The following is a 14,744-nucleotide window of genomic DNA, read 5'->3' as shown; positions in this document are numbered from 1 at the left end:
GCGGCAGCTGTGGGATCATGCGGACCATCGAAACGCTGCCCTGGTTAACGGCCCCCTAATTCGGCGGCGGTGCGGCCTGTGACATCCCACAAGTTTGGTGACAGCCCCTCAGCGCCGCTTGGCCGCCGGGGTGCTGCCCAGCATGCTGCGCTGCGCCAGCATCGGGCGCGGCATCTGCCGGCCGCCCAGAACGCGGACCGGCACGGATTGCTCCAGCCGGTGCTTGTCGAACTGGTCGAAGATGCGCAGCAGCGCCTCCGCCGTGCCCTCGCCATATTGGATGTCGGTGCGGGCGCGGCCCAGTTCGGTGCGCAGCCCGTCGCGCAGCTGGCCGAACAGCGCGTCGAACAGTGCCTGGAAATGCTCCTCGGCGAAGACGAAATGACGCTCGCGCAGATGGTCGGTCATCCGCCGCATGAAGGTCTGGCGCTGCTGGTGGAATTGCCGGAAGCGCAGCATCACCCGGATGAAGGGCGTGTCGGCCAGCACCGCCAGCGTCTCCTCATGCGCCAGCCGCTGCCAGACCTCGCCATCGCGGTCGGTCCCCAGCCGGTTGAACAGGGCGATGACGCTGGCATTCATCGCCTCCCATTCCTTTTCGTAGAACAGGGCGGTCAGGGTCGATTGCAGACCGGGAAGGATCACCTGGGGAAAGCTGGCGCCGGTGATGGGGTCCATGCTGTCGGGCAGCCGGATGCGCAGGGCCGAAACCATCAGGCGGGTGACGAAGTCGCGGCGGCGCCCGCCGGCCCCGATCTGCGGCGGCTCCTCCCCCATGGCTCCGGATCCGCCGCCGCAGCCCCCGCAGCTCGACGCCGTGCAGGATTGGCAGATCGAGGCGAACAGCGGCAGCACAGACGGCCAGTGCGCCATCATCAACCCCATGGCGCGGGTGAACTCCTCACGCGACAGGACGCCCTTGGCGGTGAATTGCGGCTCCAGCGCCTCCTGAAAGGTGCTGACCAGAGCCTGCGCCGTGCGATGATGGCGTTCGAACGGCGGCTGATCGGCGGTCATCCCACGCCCTCCCTCCCGGTGCATCCCAAGCCGGCCGGCGGCTGGGCCGGACGCGGTTACCGGAACAATTTATCCGGTATTTTATCTACTTCGGCTGTGACGGCCATCACAGGGCGGTGTCGGGAGAGAGAGGGAAGGGGACGCCGCGGGCAAAAAAAAAAAGGGCCGCGACCCAAGCGGGCGCGGCCTTTAGTCTAGGGAGGAAACGCACTGCAAAATGCAGTAACGAGGTGGAGTTTAAGCCCATAGCCGTGTTAGCGGTACCACGGTTTTCGTATTGGTGCGGTGCGACATCCGCATAGCGCGGTATGGAATAGAATTTGGTTTGCCCAGCTCCTATGCGGGGAGGCAGCTTTCTGCCCGTTTCATGGGCAGGCAGCCGCTTGCGGGATGGGCGAACGATCGAATTCGAAAATCATCGCGCCAGGGAATGTTCGCAAACGAAAAAGGGGGCGTCTCGCGACACCCCCCTTTTCCAATCCGATGCGGACCGCAGCGTCAGGCCGCCAGCTTCTCGCGGATCAGCGCCTTGGTCTCCTCGATGCCGTAAAGCTGGATGAAGGAGCCCATGCGCGGGCCGGTGGTCTGGCCCAGCAGCACCTCGTACAGCGCCTGGAACCAGGCACGCAGCTCGGTGAAGCCGTGGGCCTTGCCGACCTCGAACACCTCGTTCTGGATGACGTCGGCGCGGGCGTCGCCCGGCACGCTGTCGAGCTTGACCAGCAGGTCCTGCAAGGCCGCGCGCTCGGCGTCGGTCGGCGCGCGGAACCGCTTGGTCGGCTTCACCTGATCCTGGTAGTAGCGCACGGCATAGCCGACCATGCTGTCGAGGAACGGGCTGTTCTCCGGCGTGGCGTCCGGCGCATAGCGGCGGATGAAGCCCCACATGGCGTCCTTGGTCTCGGCATTCGCCGCACCGGCCAGATTGAGCAGCAGGTTGAACGACACGTCGGAGCGCACCGCCGGCGGCTTGCCGTTGTGGATGTGCCAGGCCGGGTTCTCCAGCTTCTTCGCCGGCTCCTCGCCATGGACCCTGTCGACGAAGGTCAGATACTCGTCGACGGCGCGCGGGATGACGTCGAAATAGAGGCGCTTGGCCGACTTTGGCTTCTGGAACATGTAGAGGGCGAGGCTTTCCTGCGGTGCGTAGGCCAGCCATTCCTCCATCGTCAGGCCGTTGCCCTTCGACTTGGAGATCTTCTGGCCCTTGTCGTCGAGGAACAGCTCGTAATTGAAACCTTCCGGCGGGGTGCCGCCGAGGATTTTGCAGATCTTGCCGGCGAGATCGGCCGACGGGATCAGGTCCTTGCCGTACATCTCGTAATCGACGCCCAGGCCGAACCAGCGCATGCCCCAGTCGGGCTTCCATTGCAGCTTCACATGGCCGCCGGTGACCGGAAGCTCCACACGTCTGCCGTCCTCGTCCTCGAAGACGATGGTGCCGGCATCGACGTTGCGTTCCAGCATCGGCACCTGGAGGACCCGGCCGGTCGAGGGGGAGACCGGCAGGAAGGGGCTGTAGGTGGCCTGACGCTCGGCGCCGAGGGTGGGCAGCATCACCGCCATCACCTCGTCGTAATGACGCAGGATGCCGAGCAGCGCCTCGTCGAAGCGGCCCGACTTGTACCAGTCGGTGGAGGACTGGAACTCGTACTCGAAGCCGAAGCTGTCGAGGAAGGCGCGCAGCCGGGCGTTGTTGTGGGCGCCGAAGCTGTCATGGGTGCCGAAGGGATCGGGCACCTGGGTCAGCGGCTTGCCGATATTGGCTGCCACCATCTCCTTGTTGGGGATGTTGTCGGGGACCTTGCGCAGCCCGTCCATGTCGTCCGAGAAGCAGAAGAGCTTCGTCGGAATGTCGCTCATGGCCTGGAAGGCGTGGCGCACCATGCTGGTGCGCGCCACCTCGCCGAAGGTGCCGAGATGCGGCAGGCCCGACGGACCGTAACCGGTCTCGAACAGGACATAGCCTTTGGCGGGCGGAGCTTTCGCGAAGCGCGCGACCAGTTTGCGCGCCTCCTCGAACGGCCATGCCTTCGCCTGCAACGCCAGATCCCGTTCGCCGGTCATCGTCGGACCCTTTCGAAACCACAAAGATAAAGTTGGGAATGAGGGCAAAGACCCTAGGGCCGGGCGGGCGTGGCGTCAACCTTGGGCGTCCGGCGCAAGAGTCCGGCGGGGTAGATGTTCCGGGCCACTTGCGGCACCCGGTCGGCCGGTCCATCCTGCGCGGCCCGCGGGATCGTCCCGCGGGATCGCCCTTATGGGCGTCGGTGGGGTTCGGGGTGATGAGCTGGCTCTATCTGGTGGTGGCGATCCTGTTCGAGGTCGTCGGCACCTCGGCGATGAAGATGTCGGAGGGGATGACGCGGCTCGGCCCGGCAGCGGTCGTGGTGGTGTGCTATGGCATCGCCTTCCTGCTCCTGGCCAAGGCGCTGCGCACGATGGAGGTCGGCATCGCCTACGCCATCTGGTCGGCGACGGGCACGGCAGCCATCGCCGCCATCGGCGTCTTCGTGTTCGGGGAATCGCTGACGGTGATGAAGGTGGTCGGCATCCTGCTGATCGTCGCCGGGGTCATCAGCCTGCACATGGCAAGCGGGCCGGCGTAAGCGCAATAGTTAGGCATTGACCTAAGTATTCTTCACCGGTTAGGGTGCCCTCATGGATGCAGCACTCGACCTGACCTTCCGTGCGCTGGCGGACCCTACGCGCCGGGCAGTCGTCCAGGCGCTCGGGCGTGGCCCGGCGACGGTGGGCGATCTCGCGAAACCCTTCGACATGGCTCTGCCGAGCTTTCTCCAGCACCTGAAGATGCTGGAGGAGAGCGGGATTGTCGAAACGCGGAAGGTCGGGCGAGTGCGCACCTGCACGCTGAAGCCGGAGGCGCTGGCGGCTGCGGAAAGCTGGCTGGACGCCCAGCGGAGCCTCTGGACCAAACGGCTCGACCAGCTGGACAGCCTGGTGCTGGACCTGAACGAACGGGAGGACGGGACGCCATGACCGTTATGGATTTCAATCCGCAACTCGACCTTGAACTGACGCGTGAAGTCGCGGTTCCGCCGCGTCTGGTCTGGCGGGCCTGGACCGAGCCGGACCTGTTGATGAGGTGGTTCACGCCGGCGCCCTGGCGCACCACCGCCTGCGAGATCGACCTGCGGCCCGGCGGCAAGTTCCGCACGGTGATGGAAGGGCCGAACGGCGAGAGGAACGACAACACCGGCTGCTTCCTGGCCGTGGAGCCCGAGCGGCGGCTGGTCTTCACCGATGCGCTGGGGCCGGGCTTCCGTCCGACCGGTGGCGGTTTCATGACCGCATCCGTCACCATCGAGCCGACGGCCGGCGGCACGCTCTACACCGCCGTCGCCTTCCACAAGGACGAGGCGGCGAAGACGCAGCATGAGGAGATGGGCTTCCACCACGGCTGGGGCGCGGCACTCGACCAGCTCGTTGCCCTGGTGAAGGGCCTGTAGGGACAGGGGCGGCTACACCCCAACCCTGAACGGGTTCACCTGCCGGGCGGCGCGCTCCACCGCCTCGGCGGGGCCGGGGCGGCCGAGGAAATAGCCCTGGGCGACGTCGCAGTGCAGGCCGCGCAGGGCCTCCAGCGTCTCGGCATCCTCCACGCCCTCCGCCACGGCGGTCAGGTTCAGGCTGTGGGCCATCTGGATGACGGCGGCGGTGATCTTGGCGCTGTCGTGGTTGCGGGTGAGGTCGGCGACGAAACCGCGGTCGATCTTCAGCTTGTCCACCGCCAGACGGCCGATGTAGGACAGGTTGGAATAGCCGGTGCCGAAATCGTCGATCGACACCTGCACCCCCATCGCCTTGATCCGGCGCAGATTGTCCATCACCAGGTCGGTGTTCTGGATCAGCATCGATTCGGTCAGCTCCAGCTCCAGCAGCAGCGGGTCGAGCCCGCTGTCGGCCAGCGCCCGCGTCACCGTGGGGACGAGGTCGCTGCGCTGAAGCTGCAAGGCCGACAGGTTGACCGCCACCGACAGCGGCAGCCCCTGGGCGTGCCATTGCGCCGCCTGCCGGCAGGCCTCGGTCAGGACCCAGGCGCCGATCGGCACGATCAGGCCGCTGTCCTCGGCGATCGGGATGAAATCGCCGGGCGGAACCATGCCCTTCTCCGGGTGGTTCCAGCGCACCAGCGCCTCGGCACCGGTCACGGCGCCGGTCTCCAGGCTGACCTGCGGCTGGTAATGGATCAGGAACTCCCCCCGCTCCAGCGCGCGGCGCAGGCCGCTGCGGGTGGACAGGTGGGCCACCGCCTCGGCGTTCATCGCCTCGGCATAGAAACGGTGGGTGTCGCGGCCGGCCGCCTTGGCGTGGTGGAGCGCGGTGTCGGCGTTCTTCAGCAGGGTGGCGAAATCCTTCCCGTCGGCCGGGGCCATGGCCACGCCCGACGACAGGGTGAGGGTCAGTTCCTGCCCGCCGACCTGGAAGGGGTCGGCCATCGCCTCGTGCAGGGAGGCGACGGTTTCCACCACCGTGTCGATGTCGGGCTTGCCGGACAGCAGCAGGATGAACTCGTCGCCGCCGCCGCGGCTGACCGTGTCGGTCTCGCGCACCGCCGCCTTCAGCCGGTCCGCCACCGCGCGCAGCAGCGCGTCGCCGACGGCGTGGCCCAGGCTGTCGTTCACGGTCTTGAAGCGGTCCAGTCCGCAGGCGACCAGCGCCACCAGCCGGCCGTTGCGCTCCGACCGGGCCAGCGCCTGCTCGGTGCGGTCCTGCACCAGGATGCGGTTGGGCAGCAGGGTCAGCGCGTCGTGGCGCGACAGATACTCCATCCGCTCCTGCGCCGCCTTGCGTTCGGTGATGTCGCGAACGAGGACCAGAAGCCGGCGGTCGTTGCCGTCGATGACGGCGCGCCGCATGCTGACCTCCACCCAGAAGGTCGACCCGTCCAGCCGGCGGGCATGCCATTCGAAAAGCTGCGGCTCGCCGTCCGCGGCCTTGTGGATCCGGGCGGCAGCGTCGCCCCGCGTGTAGGGCGGCACGCCGGAGCTGAGCGTCTCGACGGTGAGGTCGGACAGCGGGACGTCCTCCACCCGGTACATCTCCCTCATCCGGCGGTTGACCTCCAGGATGGCGCCGCTGTCCAGATCGTGGATGAAGATGGCGTCGGTGACGCTGTCGAAGATGGTGCGGACGCGCTCCTCACTGGCGGTCAGGGCGGTAACCGCGGTGCGCAGGCTCTCGGTCTTGCTTTCGACCTGCCGGCGCAGCAGCAGGACCCAGACCAGCGCGCCGGCGCCCAGGATAGCCAGCCCTGCCAGCAACCTGACCAGCAGGTCCATCGTCTGCGGGCTGACCAAGCCGGTGAGGGGGCGGCCGAGCCAGCGCTCATCCACCGCCTTGCGCTCGTCCGGGGTGATGCGGGCGAAACCGTCGGCGATCAGGCGGAACAGGGCGGCGTCGCCCTTGCGCACCGCCCAGTGCAGTTCGCCGGTGTAGAGCGGTTCTGTGTAGCGGAAGCGCCCCTGCACCCCGCGCTTGGTCATGTAATAGCGGGCGGAGGGGTCGTCCATGCAGAAGACCCGGCTTTCCTGGCGCGAGGCGGCATCGACCATCGCCTCGAAACCGGGATAGCGCTGGAAGGCAGTGATGCCCTGGTCGGTCAGCCATTCGATGCAGAAATCGCCGTCCTTCACCCCGACCGTGAAGGCGCGCAGCGAATCCACCCCGGTGATGCCGCTGAGGTCGGCGCTGAACCAGATCGGCACGTCGACGCGGGCATAGGGTTTGGAGAAGTCGTAGATCGCCTCGCGGGCGCTGTTGCGGAAGATGGTCTCGATGACGTCGGCGTCGCCCTTGTCCATCGCCTGCCGGGCCAGCCCCCAGTCGAGCGGCATCATCCGCACCGGGATGCCGGTCTTCTGCGACCACAGCTTCCACATGTCCTTCACGATGCCGACATGGGCGCCGTCCGGTGTGTGGAAGCTGTAGGGCGGGTAATTGTTGTCCAGCGTCACCCGGATCTCGGCCGGGCGTGGACCAGCCTCCGGAAGAGCGGTCGGCGCCGGGCTGTTGATCGCCGCCGCCGGGTCGCCGGCCAGAAGCGACAGCAGCAGGATCGCCAGCAGCCGCGAGACCGCGGTCCGCGCGCTGCGGATCGCCATGGGACGTGCCATGGGGATCGCCTTGGGCCTCCCCTCGGGCCTCATGGAGGCGCCCCGGGCGGAACGGTCGATGGGCAGCGCGTGGCGGACATGGACATGGCCCTTGTCGAGGTCATGGACAGCGCAGGCGTGCGAGGCCATCTCCTCGCCGCCATCGCCAGCTTATCGAAGAAGGTAACCCGTTCGACGCGCTGCGGCAACGAGGGGTTCTTCCACGCCTGTGACAAGCTCCCGTGCCGATGGCAGCCAGTGCGCCCGGCAAGGGATCAGGGAGCGCGGTCGCCGGGCGGAGCGGCGGGCCGGGGATTGGACTGATTGCCGGCCCGGTCGTTCATCTGGGCGCGCAGGGCGTCGCGGATTTCCTCCAGCAGCTGTTCCTGCCGCGGCGGGGTCTTCAGGGTTTCCTTGTGCAGGATGTGCAGCCGGTTGACCTGCCGGACGATCAGGAACAGCGCGCCCGACACGATCAGGAAATTGATGCAGGCGTTGATGAAGCGGCCGTAGTTGACGGTGGCTGCACCCGCCTGTTCGGCGGCCTGGAGCGAATCGAACCGGCCGCCGGACAGGCTGAAGAAATAGTTGGAGAAGTCGATGCCGCCCATGACCCAGCCGATGGGCGGCATCAGGATGTCCTTGACCAGGGAATTCACGATTCCCGTAAAGGCGGCACCGATGATGATGCCGACCGCCAGCTCCACGACATTGCCGCGGCTGATGAATTTCTTGAACTCTTCGAACATAGCGTCCCGTTTCTCCGTGGTCACGGAAGGGAAACGGGACGGAGCAGGGATGGTTTCATAAGGTCCCCTCATCCCCCGGACAGGATCGGGGGATGAAGGGGGATGACTTCGGCCCTCAGGCCATGCGGCCGTGGCAGTGCTTGAACTTCTTGCCCGACCCGCAGGGGCAGGCGGCGTTGCGCGGGGTGTTCTCCATCACCTCGGCCGGCAGCGGCTGGTCTTCCGGCGTGCCCACAAGCGAGGAGGCGAGCGAGGAGGCACGGACCATGCCGTCCGGCAGGGCTTCAGCGTCGCCCGCCATCGCCAGCGCCGGATCCATGCGGCCCTCGTGCATCTCCTGCATCTGGCGGGCGAACAGTTCCTCCTGCGACGGCGCCATGCGGATTTCGACATGCATCAGGATGGTGGTGACCTGCTCGCGTAGCGCCATCAGCATGCTGTCGAACAGCTCGAAGGCCTCGCGCTTGTACTCGTTCAGCGGGTCCTTCTGGGCATAGGCGCGCAGGTTGATGCCCTGGCGCAGATGGTCGAGCTGGAGCAGGTGGTCCTTCCATTCCTGGTCCAGGATCTGGAGCAGGATGCTCTTCTCGACATGCCGCATCGTCTCGGCGCCATAGGCCTCCTCCTTGTCCGCATATTTGCGGTCGGCGGCCTCGCGCACGCGCTCCTCGATCTCCGGCTCGGCGATGCCCTCTTCCTTGGCCCACTCCTGCACCGGCAGGTCCATGCCCAGCACGCGGTTGACCGCCTCGTGCAGGCCGTCGATGTCCCACTGCTCGGAGTAGCTGTTCGCCGGAATCGCGGTCGACACCATGTTGGCGATGATCTGGTGGCGCATCTCGCGGATTTCCTCCGCGATGTCCTCGCTCTCCATCACCTCGTGGCGCTGCTCGTAGACGACCTTGCGCTGGTCGTTCATGACGTTGTCGAACTTCAGCAGGTTCTTGCGGACCTCGAAGTGGTGCGCCTCGACCTTCTGCTGCGCCTTTTCCAGAGCCTTGTTGATCCAGGGATGGATGATCGCCTCGCCTTCCTTCAGGCCGAGACGCTGGAGCATGCTGTCCATCCGCTCCGACCCGAAGATGCGCATCAGGTCGTCTTCCAGCGACAGGAAGAACTTGGAGGTGCCGGGGTCGCCCTGGCGGCCGGAGCGGCCGCGCAGCTGGTTGTCGATGCGGCGGCTCTCGTGCCGCTCGGTGCCGATGACGTAGAGGCCGCCGGCCTGCTTGACTTTCTCGCGTGCCTCGGCGATCTCGGCTTCGATCTGTGCGATGCGGGCGTCGCGCTCCGGGCCTTCTGGAATGTCGGCCAGCTCGACCTCGATCCGCATCTGGAGATTGCCGCCGAGCTGGATGTCGGTGCCGCGGCCGGCCATGTTGGTGGCGACCGTCACCGCGCCGGCGCGGCCGGCCTGCGCGACGATGTAGGCTTCCTGCTCGTGGTGGCGGGCGTTCAGGACGTTGTGCGGGATGCCGCGCTTGTTCAGCAGGTCCGACAGCAGTTCCGACTTCTCGATCGAGGTGGTGCCGACCAGGACCGGCTGGCCGCGCTTGCGCGCGTCCTCGATCAGGTCGGTCATCGCGTGGTATTTCTCGGTCGCGGTGCGGTAGACCTCGTCGTCATGGTCGATGCGCTTGACCGGCACGTTGGTCGGCATGTCGACCACTTCCAGCCCGTAGATCTCGCCGAATTCCGCCGCCTCGGTCAGCGCGGTGCCGGTCATGCCGGCCAGCTTCGGGTAGATGCGGAAATAGTTCTGGAAGGTGATGGAGGCCAGCGTCTGGTTCTCGCGCTGGATCGTCACCTTTTCCTTGGCTTCCAGTGCCTGGTGCAGGCCTTCGGAGAAGCGGCGGCCGTCCATCATGCGGCCTGTGAACTCGTCGATGATGACGACCTTGTCGTCCTTGACGATGTAGTCCTTGTCGCGCTGGAACAGCATGTGGGCGCGCAGCGCCTGCTGCGAATGGTGGACCAGCGCCACGTTCTGGATGTCGTAGAGCCCGCCGGTCTTCAGCAGCCCGGCCTCGGCCAGCAGCTGCTCCATATGCTCCTGGCCGGCTTCGGTGAAGCTGACGGTGCGGTGCTTCTCGTCCTTTTCGTAATCCTCGGCCACCAGCATCGGGATCAGCCGGTCGACCTGGACATACATCTCGGACGAATCGGTCGAGGGGCCGGAGATGATCAGCGGCGTGCGCGCCTCGTCGATCAGGATCGAGTCGACCTCGTCGACGATGGCGAAGTTGAAGGGCCGCTGGACCAGCTCCTCCAGCCGGAACTTCATGTTGTCGCGCAGATAGTCGAAGCCGAACTCGTTGTTCGTGCCGTAGGTGATGTCGGCGGCGTAGGCGGCGCGGCGCTCGTCGTCGTCCAGCCCGTGGACGATGCAGCCGGTCGACAGGCCGAGGAAGCCGTAAACCCGCGCCATCCAGCCGCTGTCGCGCGAGGCGAGATAGTCGTTCACGGTGACGACGTGGACGCCCTTGCCTTCCAGCGCGTTCAGGTAGACGGCCAGCGTGGCGACCAGCGTCTTGCCTTCGCCGGTGCGCATCTCGGCGATCTTGCCGCTGTGCAGCACCATGCCGCCCATCAGCTGCACGTCGAAATGGCGCTGGCCCAGCACCCGCTTGGCCGCCTCGCGCACGGTGGCGAAGGCGTCGGGCAGGATGTCGTCCAGCGTCTCGCCCTTGGCCAGCCGCTCGCGCAGCCAGCCGGTGCGACCCTTCAGCTGGTCGTCCGACAGCGCGGCGACCGACGGCTCCAGCGCGTTGATCTGAGCCACGGTCTTGTGCAGCGCCTTGACCGCGCGCGTGTTGGCGGTGCCGAAAATCTTGCGGGCGAGAGCGCCGAACATGAAAACCTCGGGAGTAAAGCGGAATGTGGGCCAGCCTATCGACGGGTCTCACATAGGACTATGGCAAGGCGCTGTCAACGAGACCGGGCCGGCGGGGGCTCCGTTGCGGCATTTGCGCAGACGGCAAGGCGGGGCGGCAGCGGAGGAAGCCGAGCGGGACCGGAGCGGGACCGGCATGACCGTATGATGAATTCGCGTCCAGAATGCGCCGCGGCGGTTGGCTGGCGGCGGTGGGGGCTGGTATCCCCTGCGGCGGAGCACAGCTAATGGGCGGTGGCCGCGCCGCGGGACAATGGGGACCCTTGCCCCGCGCGGCTTAGCCATGCTTAATCCCCTGCGGAATCGGGCGCGGAGCGGCGGATGGCTCCGATGCCGCAGACCATGCGAAACGGGCGCCGGCCCATCGGCCGCCCATTTGTGAAGCATCCTCCGGAAGGAAACAGACACGCCATGGTTCAACGAGTGTTCCGCACCGCGCTCCTGTCGGTCGCCGCCTGCGGCATCGCGCTGGCCGCCCACGCCCAGACGCCGGCTCCCGCCACCCCGGCGCCGGCCGCTCCGGCCCCGGCTGCCGCCGCCGCTCCGGCTGCCCCGGCCGATCCGGTGGTCGCCCGCGTCAACGGCGAAGAGCTGCACAAGTCGGACGTCACCCGCATGGTCTCGCAGCTGCCGCCGCAGGTGCAGCAGATGCCGATCGAGATGATCTATCCGGCGGTGATCGACCAGCTGGTCAGCGGCAAGCTGGTCTCGTCGGCCGGCTACAAGGCCGGTCTGGCCGATTCGGCCGAGGTGAAGGATGAGATCAAGCGCGCCGAGGAGCGCGCGGTGCAGCGCGCCTACATCCAGAAGGAAATCAAGGCTCGCGTGACGCCGGAGGCGCTGAACAAGGCCTATCAGGAATACCTGAAGGAGAACCCGGCGCAGGAGGAGGTCAAGGCCGCCCATATCCTGGTCGAGAAGGAAGACGAGGCCAAGGCCATCATCGCCCAGCTGAAGAAGGGCGGCGATTTCGCCAAACTGGCCAAGGAGAAGTCCAAGGACGCCGCCGCGGCGGCCCAGGGCGGTGACCTCGGCTACTTCACCAAGGACGCGATGGTCGAGCCCTTCGCCAACGCCGCCTTCGCCATGAAGCCGGGCGAGATCAGCAAGGAGCCGGTCAAGACCCAGTTCGGCTATCACATCATCAAGGTCGAGGACAAGCGCACCCAGCCGCAGCCGACGCTCGACGAAGTGAAGCCGCAGCTAGAGCAGACCCTGTCGAAGGACATGGTCACCGCCCTGGTCGAGGAACTGCGCGGCAAGGCGAAGATCGAGACCTTCCAGCTCGACGGCTCGCCGATGCCGAAGGAAGAGCCGGCGGCCGCTCCGGCCACCCCGGCCCCGGCCGCTCCGGCGGAACCGGCGAAGAAGTAAGCTCCGGCGCTCAGGCTCCCGTCGCCCCTTTCCCCGCACCTGCGGAGATGAGGGCGATGGGGGCCTGAGGCTCCGCATTTTCATCGCTCCACCACGCCACCACCACTCCCCACCACGGGAATTTCCTTCATGGCCACGACCCTCTCCCCCTTGGCTCCCGCAAGCTTCCCGACGCTGCCGCCCATCGCGGGCGTGCGCATCGCCACGGCGAACAGCGGCATCCGATACAAGGGCCGCGACGATCTGCTGCTGGCCGTGCTGGATCCCGGCACCAGCGTGGCAGGCGTGCTGACCCGGTCGCTGACCTGCTCGGCCCCGGTGATCTGGTGCCGCGACAGCCTGCCCAAGGGGTCGGCCCGCGCCGTGGTGGTGAATGCCGGCAACGCCAACGCCTTCACCGGCAAGGCTGGCGACGCCACCGTGCAGGCGACCGTCACCGCTGCCGCCGAGCTGGCCGGCTGCGCCCCGGACGAGGTCTATATCGCGTCCACCGGCGTGATCGGCATCCCGCTGGCCGCCGACGCCATCGGCAAGTGCCTGGCGCCGATGGCCCCGAGCCTTGCCGCCGATTCGGCCGCGTGGGAGAAGGCCGCTCGCGCCATCATGACCACCGACACCTTCCCGAAGGGCTCGGCGCGCACCGCGACCATCGGTGGCACGACGGTGACCATCGCCGGCTTCGCCAAGGGCTCGGGCATGATCGCGCCGGACATGGCGACGATGCTGGGCTTCGTCTTCACCGACGCCGCCATCGCCGCCACCGCGCTGCAGGACATGCTGTCGGAGTTCACCGAGCGCACCTTCAACGCCGTGACCGTCGATGGCGACACCTCGACCAGCGACACGCTGCTGCTGTTCGCGACGGGCAAGGCGGGCAACGCCCCGGTGGCGAGCGCCGATGCCGCCGAACTGGCGGAATTCCGCGCCGCGCTGGAGGATCTGCTGCTCGATCTGGCCTTGCAGGTGGTGCGTGACGGCGAAGGGGCGACCAAGTTCATCGCCATCACCGTGCGCGGCGCCGACAGCGATGCCGCCGCCAAGCGGATCGGCATGACGGTGGCGAACTCGCCGCTGGTCAAGACCGCCATCGCCGGCGAGGACGCCAACTGGGGCCGCATCGTCGCCGCCATCGGCCGCGCCGGCGAGCGCGCCGACCGCGACCTGATCAGGATCACCGTAGGCGGCACCCTGATCTGCGCCGAGGGGATGGAGGTCCCGGGTTACGACGAGACCCCGGTCACCGCCCACATGAAGGGCAAGGAGGTCGACATCGACATCGATCTCGGCCTGGGCAAGGGGACGGCGAAGGTGTGGACCTGCGACCTGACCCACGGCTACATCGACATCAACGGCAGCTATCGGAGCTGATGGCTTGGCGGAGCTGACGGTTTGACAGGCGGCGGAGCGGAGCCCTGGCCCGACAGCGTTGCGACGCCGCGGCTGCTGCTCCGCGCCTTCCGGCATGAGGACGTGCCGGACTTCGTGCCGCTGATCGGCGACTGGGAGGTTGCGCGCTGGCTCGCCCGGGTCCCGCATCCCTATACGGTTGCCGATGGTCATGACTGGGTGGAACTGGCGGCGCGGAACCATGCCGACCGCGCCGCTCTCGCCTTTCTGGCGGTGCGGGTCTCCGACGGCGTGCCTGTCGGCAGCGTCGGGTTGCAACCGGATCGATTGCAGCCGGGCCTTGACCGGCCCGACAGTGCCGAGATCGGTTATTGGGTCGGCACGCCGCACCATCGCGCCGGCTATGGGCTGGAGATGGTGACCGCGATGCTGAATGTCGGTTTCGGTCCGCTCGGCCTGTCGCGGGTCTGGGCCGCCACCGACCCCGACAACCTGCCGTCCCAGGCCTTGCTCCGCAAAGCCGGTTTGCGGCAGCGGGGCGAACGCCGGCAAGATTTTCCCGCCCGTGGGCGAAGCATGTCGGCGCCCTGTTTCGAAATCACCGCCGCCAAGTGGCCGGCCCGCCGAGAGGGTTCCGCATGACCGCCTGTTTCGATCCCAGCTCCACCCCCGCACCCGGCTCGCTGCCGGTTCTGCTGGTCGTCGCGGTGGCGCTCGTCGATGCCGACGGGCGCGTGCTGCTGGCCCAGCGCCCGCCCGGCAAGTCGCTGGCCGGCCTGTGGGAATTCCCCGGCGGCAAGGTCGATGCCGGGGAGACGCCGGAAGCGGCGCTGGTGCGCGAACTGAAGGAGGAGCTGGGCATCGACACGGCGGCCAGCTGCCTCGCCCCCTTCACCTTCGCGTCGCACAGCTACGAGCGTTTCCATCTGCTGATGCCGCTCTATGTCTGCCGGGTGTGGGAGGGCGACGTGATGCCGCGGGAAGGGCAGAAGCTCGCCTGGGTCTACCCGAACCGGATGGGCGACTACCCGATGCCGCCGGCCGACGTGCCGCTGGTGGCGATGCTGCGGGATCTGCTGTAAGGCGCGATACCGCGCGTTGAAAATCGGGCTGCGCGGCTGTATTTTTTTGGAGGTGGCTGGCGGGTGTTCCCGCACCCGCCGGCACGCTCCCAGTGCTTAGCGCCGGATCAGGCGGATCTCAATCCGCCGCTCCTTTAGGTTTTTGGGGCACCACTGGAGCACCAGGAAG

General features: G+C 67.3%; 12 protein-coding genes. 7 read left to right on the top strand and 5 right to left on the bottom strand.

The window, feature by feature from the left end:
• Positions 1-108: 108 nt before the first annotated feature.
• Together ABNQ38_RS21950 and ABNQ38_RS21945 are read right to left on the bottom strand one after the other, a co-directional pair.
• Positions 109-1,017: a hypothetical protein gene (locus ABNQ38_RS21950; protein WP_377808035.1), complete on the bottom strand. Its 909-nt coding sequence runs from the start codon at positions 1,015-1,017 to the stop codon at positions 109-111.
• Positions 1,018-1,515: 498 nt separating this feature from the next.
• Positions 1,516-3,084 (bottom strand): lysine--tRNA ligase, encoded by a 1,569-nt coding sequence (locus ABNQ38_RS21945; RefSeq protein WP_377808034.1) that lies wholly within the window; start codon positions 3,082-3,084, stop codon positions 1,516-1,518.
• A gap of 218 nt (positions 3,085-3,302) precedes the next feature.
• Between ABNQ38_RS21945 and ABNQ38_RS21940 the strand changes: the two genes are divergently transcribed.
• From ABNQ38_RS21940 to ABNQ38_RS21930, 3 genes are read left to right on the top strand one after another with little or no spacing between them, the layout of a single operon-like run.
• Positions 3,303-3,626, top strand: a complete 324-nt coding sequence (locus ABNQ38_RS21940) for a multidrug efflux SMR transporter (RefSeq protein ID WP_174472855.1) — start codon at positions 3,303-3,305, stop codon at positions 3,624-3,626.
• A gap of 52 nt (positions 3,627-3,678) precedes the next feature.
• Complete coding sequence (locus tag ABNQ38_RS21935) at positions 3,679-4,017, top strand: ArsR/SmtB family transcription factor (RefSeq protein ID WP_377808033.1); 339 nt, start codon at positions 3,679-3,681, stop codon at positions 4,015-4,017.
• On the top strand, positions 4,014-4,487 hold the full coding sequence (locus ABNQ38_RS21930; RefSeq protein ID WP_377808032.1) for an SRPBCC family protein: 474 nt from the start codon (positions 4,014-4,016) through the stop codon (positions 4,485-4,487). The genes ABNQ38_RS21935 and ABNQ38_RS21930 overlap by 4 nt, the downstream gene beginning before the upstream one ends.
• A 12-nt stretch (positions 4,488-4,499) precedes the next feature.
• On the opposite strand, the gene ABNQ38_RS21925 is transcribed toward ABNQ38_RS21930, so the two are convergent.
• From ABNQ38_RS21925 to secA, 3 genes are all read right to left on the bottom strand, one after another.
• Positions 4,500-7,154 carry an EAL domain-containing protein gene (locus ABNQ38_RS21925; protein ID WP_377808031.1) on the bottom strand — a complete coding sequence of 885 codons (2,655 nt, stop codon included), beginning with the start codon at positions 7,152-7,154 and terminating at the stop codon, positions 4,500-4,502.
• A 254-nt stretch (positions 7,155-7,408) separates the two neighbouring features.
• On the bottom strand, positions 7,409-7,882 hold the full coding sequence (gene mscL / locus ABNQ38_RS21920) for a large conductance mechanosensitive channel protein MscL (RefSeq protein ID WP_377808030.1): 474 nt from the start codon (positions 7,880-7,882) through the stop codon (positions 7,409-7,411).
• Between the two features lie 115 nt (positions 7,883-7,997).
• Positions 7,998-10,733, bottom strand: a complete 2,736-nt coding sequence (secA, locus tag ABNQ38_RS21915) for a preprotein translocase subunit SecA (RefSeq protein WP_377808029.1) — start codon at positions 10,731-10,733, stop codon at positions 7,998-8,000.
• A gap of 450 nt (positions 10,734-11,183) precedes the next feature.
• Between secA and ABNQ38_RS21910 the strand changes: the two genes are divergently transcribed.
• The 4 genes from ABNQ38_RS21910 (at position 11,184) to ABNQ38_RS21895 (ending at position 14,575) form a co-directional block, all read left to right on the top strand.
• Entirely contained in the window at positions 11,184-12,146 is a 963-nt protein-coding gene (locus ABNQ38_RS21910; RefSeq protein ID WP_377808028.1) for a peptidylprolyl isomerase, read from the top strand.
• A 129-nt stretch (positions 12,147-12,275) separates the two neighbouring features.
• Positions 12,276-13,514 (top strand): bifunctional glutamate N-acetyltransferase/amino-acid acetyltransferase ArgJ, encoded by a 1,239-nt coding sequence (argJ, locus tag ABNQ38_RS21905; RefSeq protein ID WP_377808027.1) that lies wholly within the window; start codon positions 12,276-12,278, stop codon positions 13,512-13,514.
• A gap of 21 nt (positions 13,515-13,535) precedes the next feature.
• Positions 13,536-14,135, top strand: coding sequence for a GNAT family N-acetyltransferase (locus ABNQ38_RS21900; protein ID WP_377808026.1), 600 nt, complete (start codon positions 13,536-13,538; stop codon positions 14,133-14,135).
• Positions 14,132-14,575 carry a (deoxy)nucleoside triphosphate pyrophosphohydrolase gene (locus tag ABNQ38_RS21895; RefSeq protein WP_199235252.1) on the top strand — a complete coding sequence of 148 codons (444 nt, stop codon included), beginning with the start codon at positions 14,132-14,134 and terminating at the stop codon, positions 14,573-14,575. Before ABNQ38_RS21900 ends, ABNQ38_RS21895 begins: the two co-directional genes overlap by 4 nt.
• Positions 14,576-14,744 lie beyond the last annotated feature (169 nt).

The sequence above is a fragment of the Azospirillum sp. A29 genome, assembly GCF_042604625.1.
In the GTDB taxonomy this organism is placed as follows: Bacteria; Pseudomonadota; Alphaproteobacteria; order Azospirillales; family Azospirillaceae; genus Azospirillum; species Azospirillum palustre.
This window is presented reverse-complemented; position numbering and strand designations above follow the sequence as displayed.

What these genes read in the sequence shown, in the direction of transcription:
- ABNQ38_RS21925 (WP_377808031.1), bottom strand. Translation starts at nt 7,154, where the DNA reads ATGGCACGTCCCATGGCGATCCGCAGCGCGCGGACCGCGGTCTCGCGG.
- mscL (WP_377808030.1), bottom strand. Translation starts at nt 7,882, where the DNA reads ATGTTCGAAGAGTTCAAGAAATTCATCAGCCGCGGCAATGTCGTGGAG.
- secA (WP_377808029.1), bottom strand. Translation starts at nt 10,733, where the DNA reads ATGTTCGGCGCTCTCGCCCGCAAGATTTTCGGCACCGCCAACACGCGC.
- argJ (WP_377808027.1), top strand. Translation starts at nt 12,276, where the DNA reads ATGGCCACGACCCTCTCCCCCTTGGCTCCCGCAAGCTTCCCGACGCTG.
- ABNQ38_RS21945 (WP_377808034.1), bottom strand. Translation starts at nt 3,084, where the DNA reads ATGACCGGCGAACGGGATCTGGCGTTGCAGGCGAAGGCATGGCCGTTC.
- ABNQ38_RS21935 (WP_377808033.1), top strand. Translation starts at nt 3,679, where the DNA reads ATGGATGCAGCACTCGACCTGACCTTCCGTGCGCTGGCGGACCCTACG.
- ABNQ38_RS21930 (WP_377808032.1), top strand. Translation starts at nt 4,014, where the DNA reads ATGACCGTTATGGATTTCAATCCGCAACTCGACCTTGAACTGACGCGT.
- ABNQ38_RS21895 (WP_199235252.1), top strand. Translation starts at nt 14,132, where the DNA reads ATGACCGCCTGTTTCGATCCCAGCTCCACCCCCGCACCCGGCTCGCTG.
- ABNQ38_RS21950 (WP_377808035.1), bottom strand. Translation starts at nt 1,017, where the DNA reads ATGACCGCCGATCAGCCGCCGTTCGAACGCCATCATCGCACGGCGCAG.
- ABNQ38_RS21910 (WP_377808028.1), top strand. Translation starts at nt 11,184, where the DNA reads ATGGTTCAACGAGTGTTCCGCACCGCGCTCCTGTCGGTCGCCGCCTGC.
- ABNQ38_RS21940 (WP_174472855.1), top strand. Translation starts at nt 3,303, where the DNA reads ATGAGCTGGCTCTATCTGGTGGTGGCGATCCTGTTCGAGGTCGTCGGC.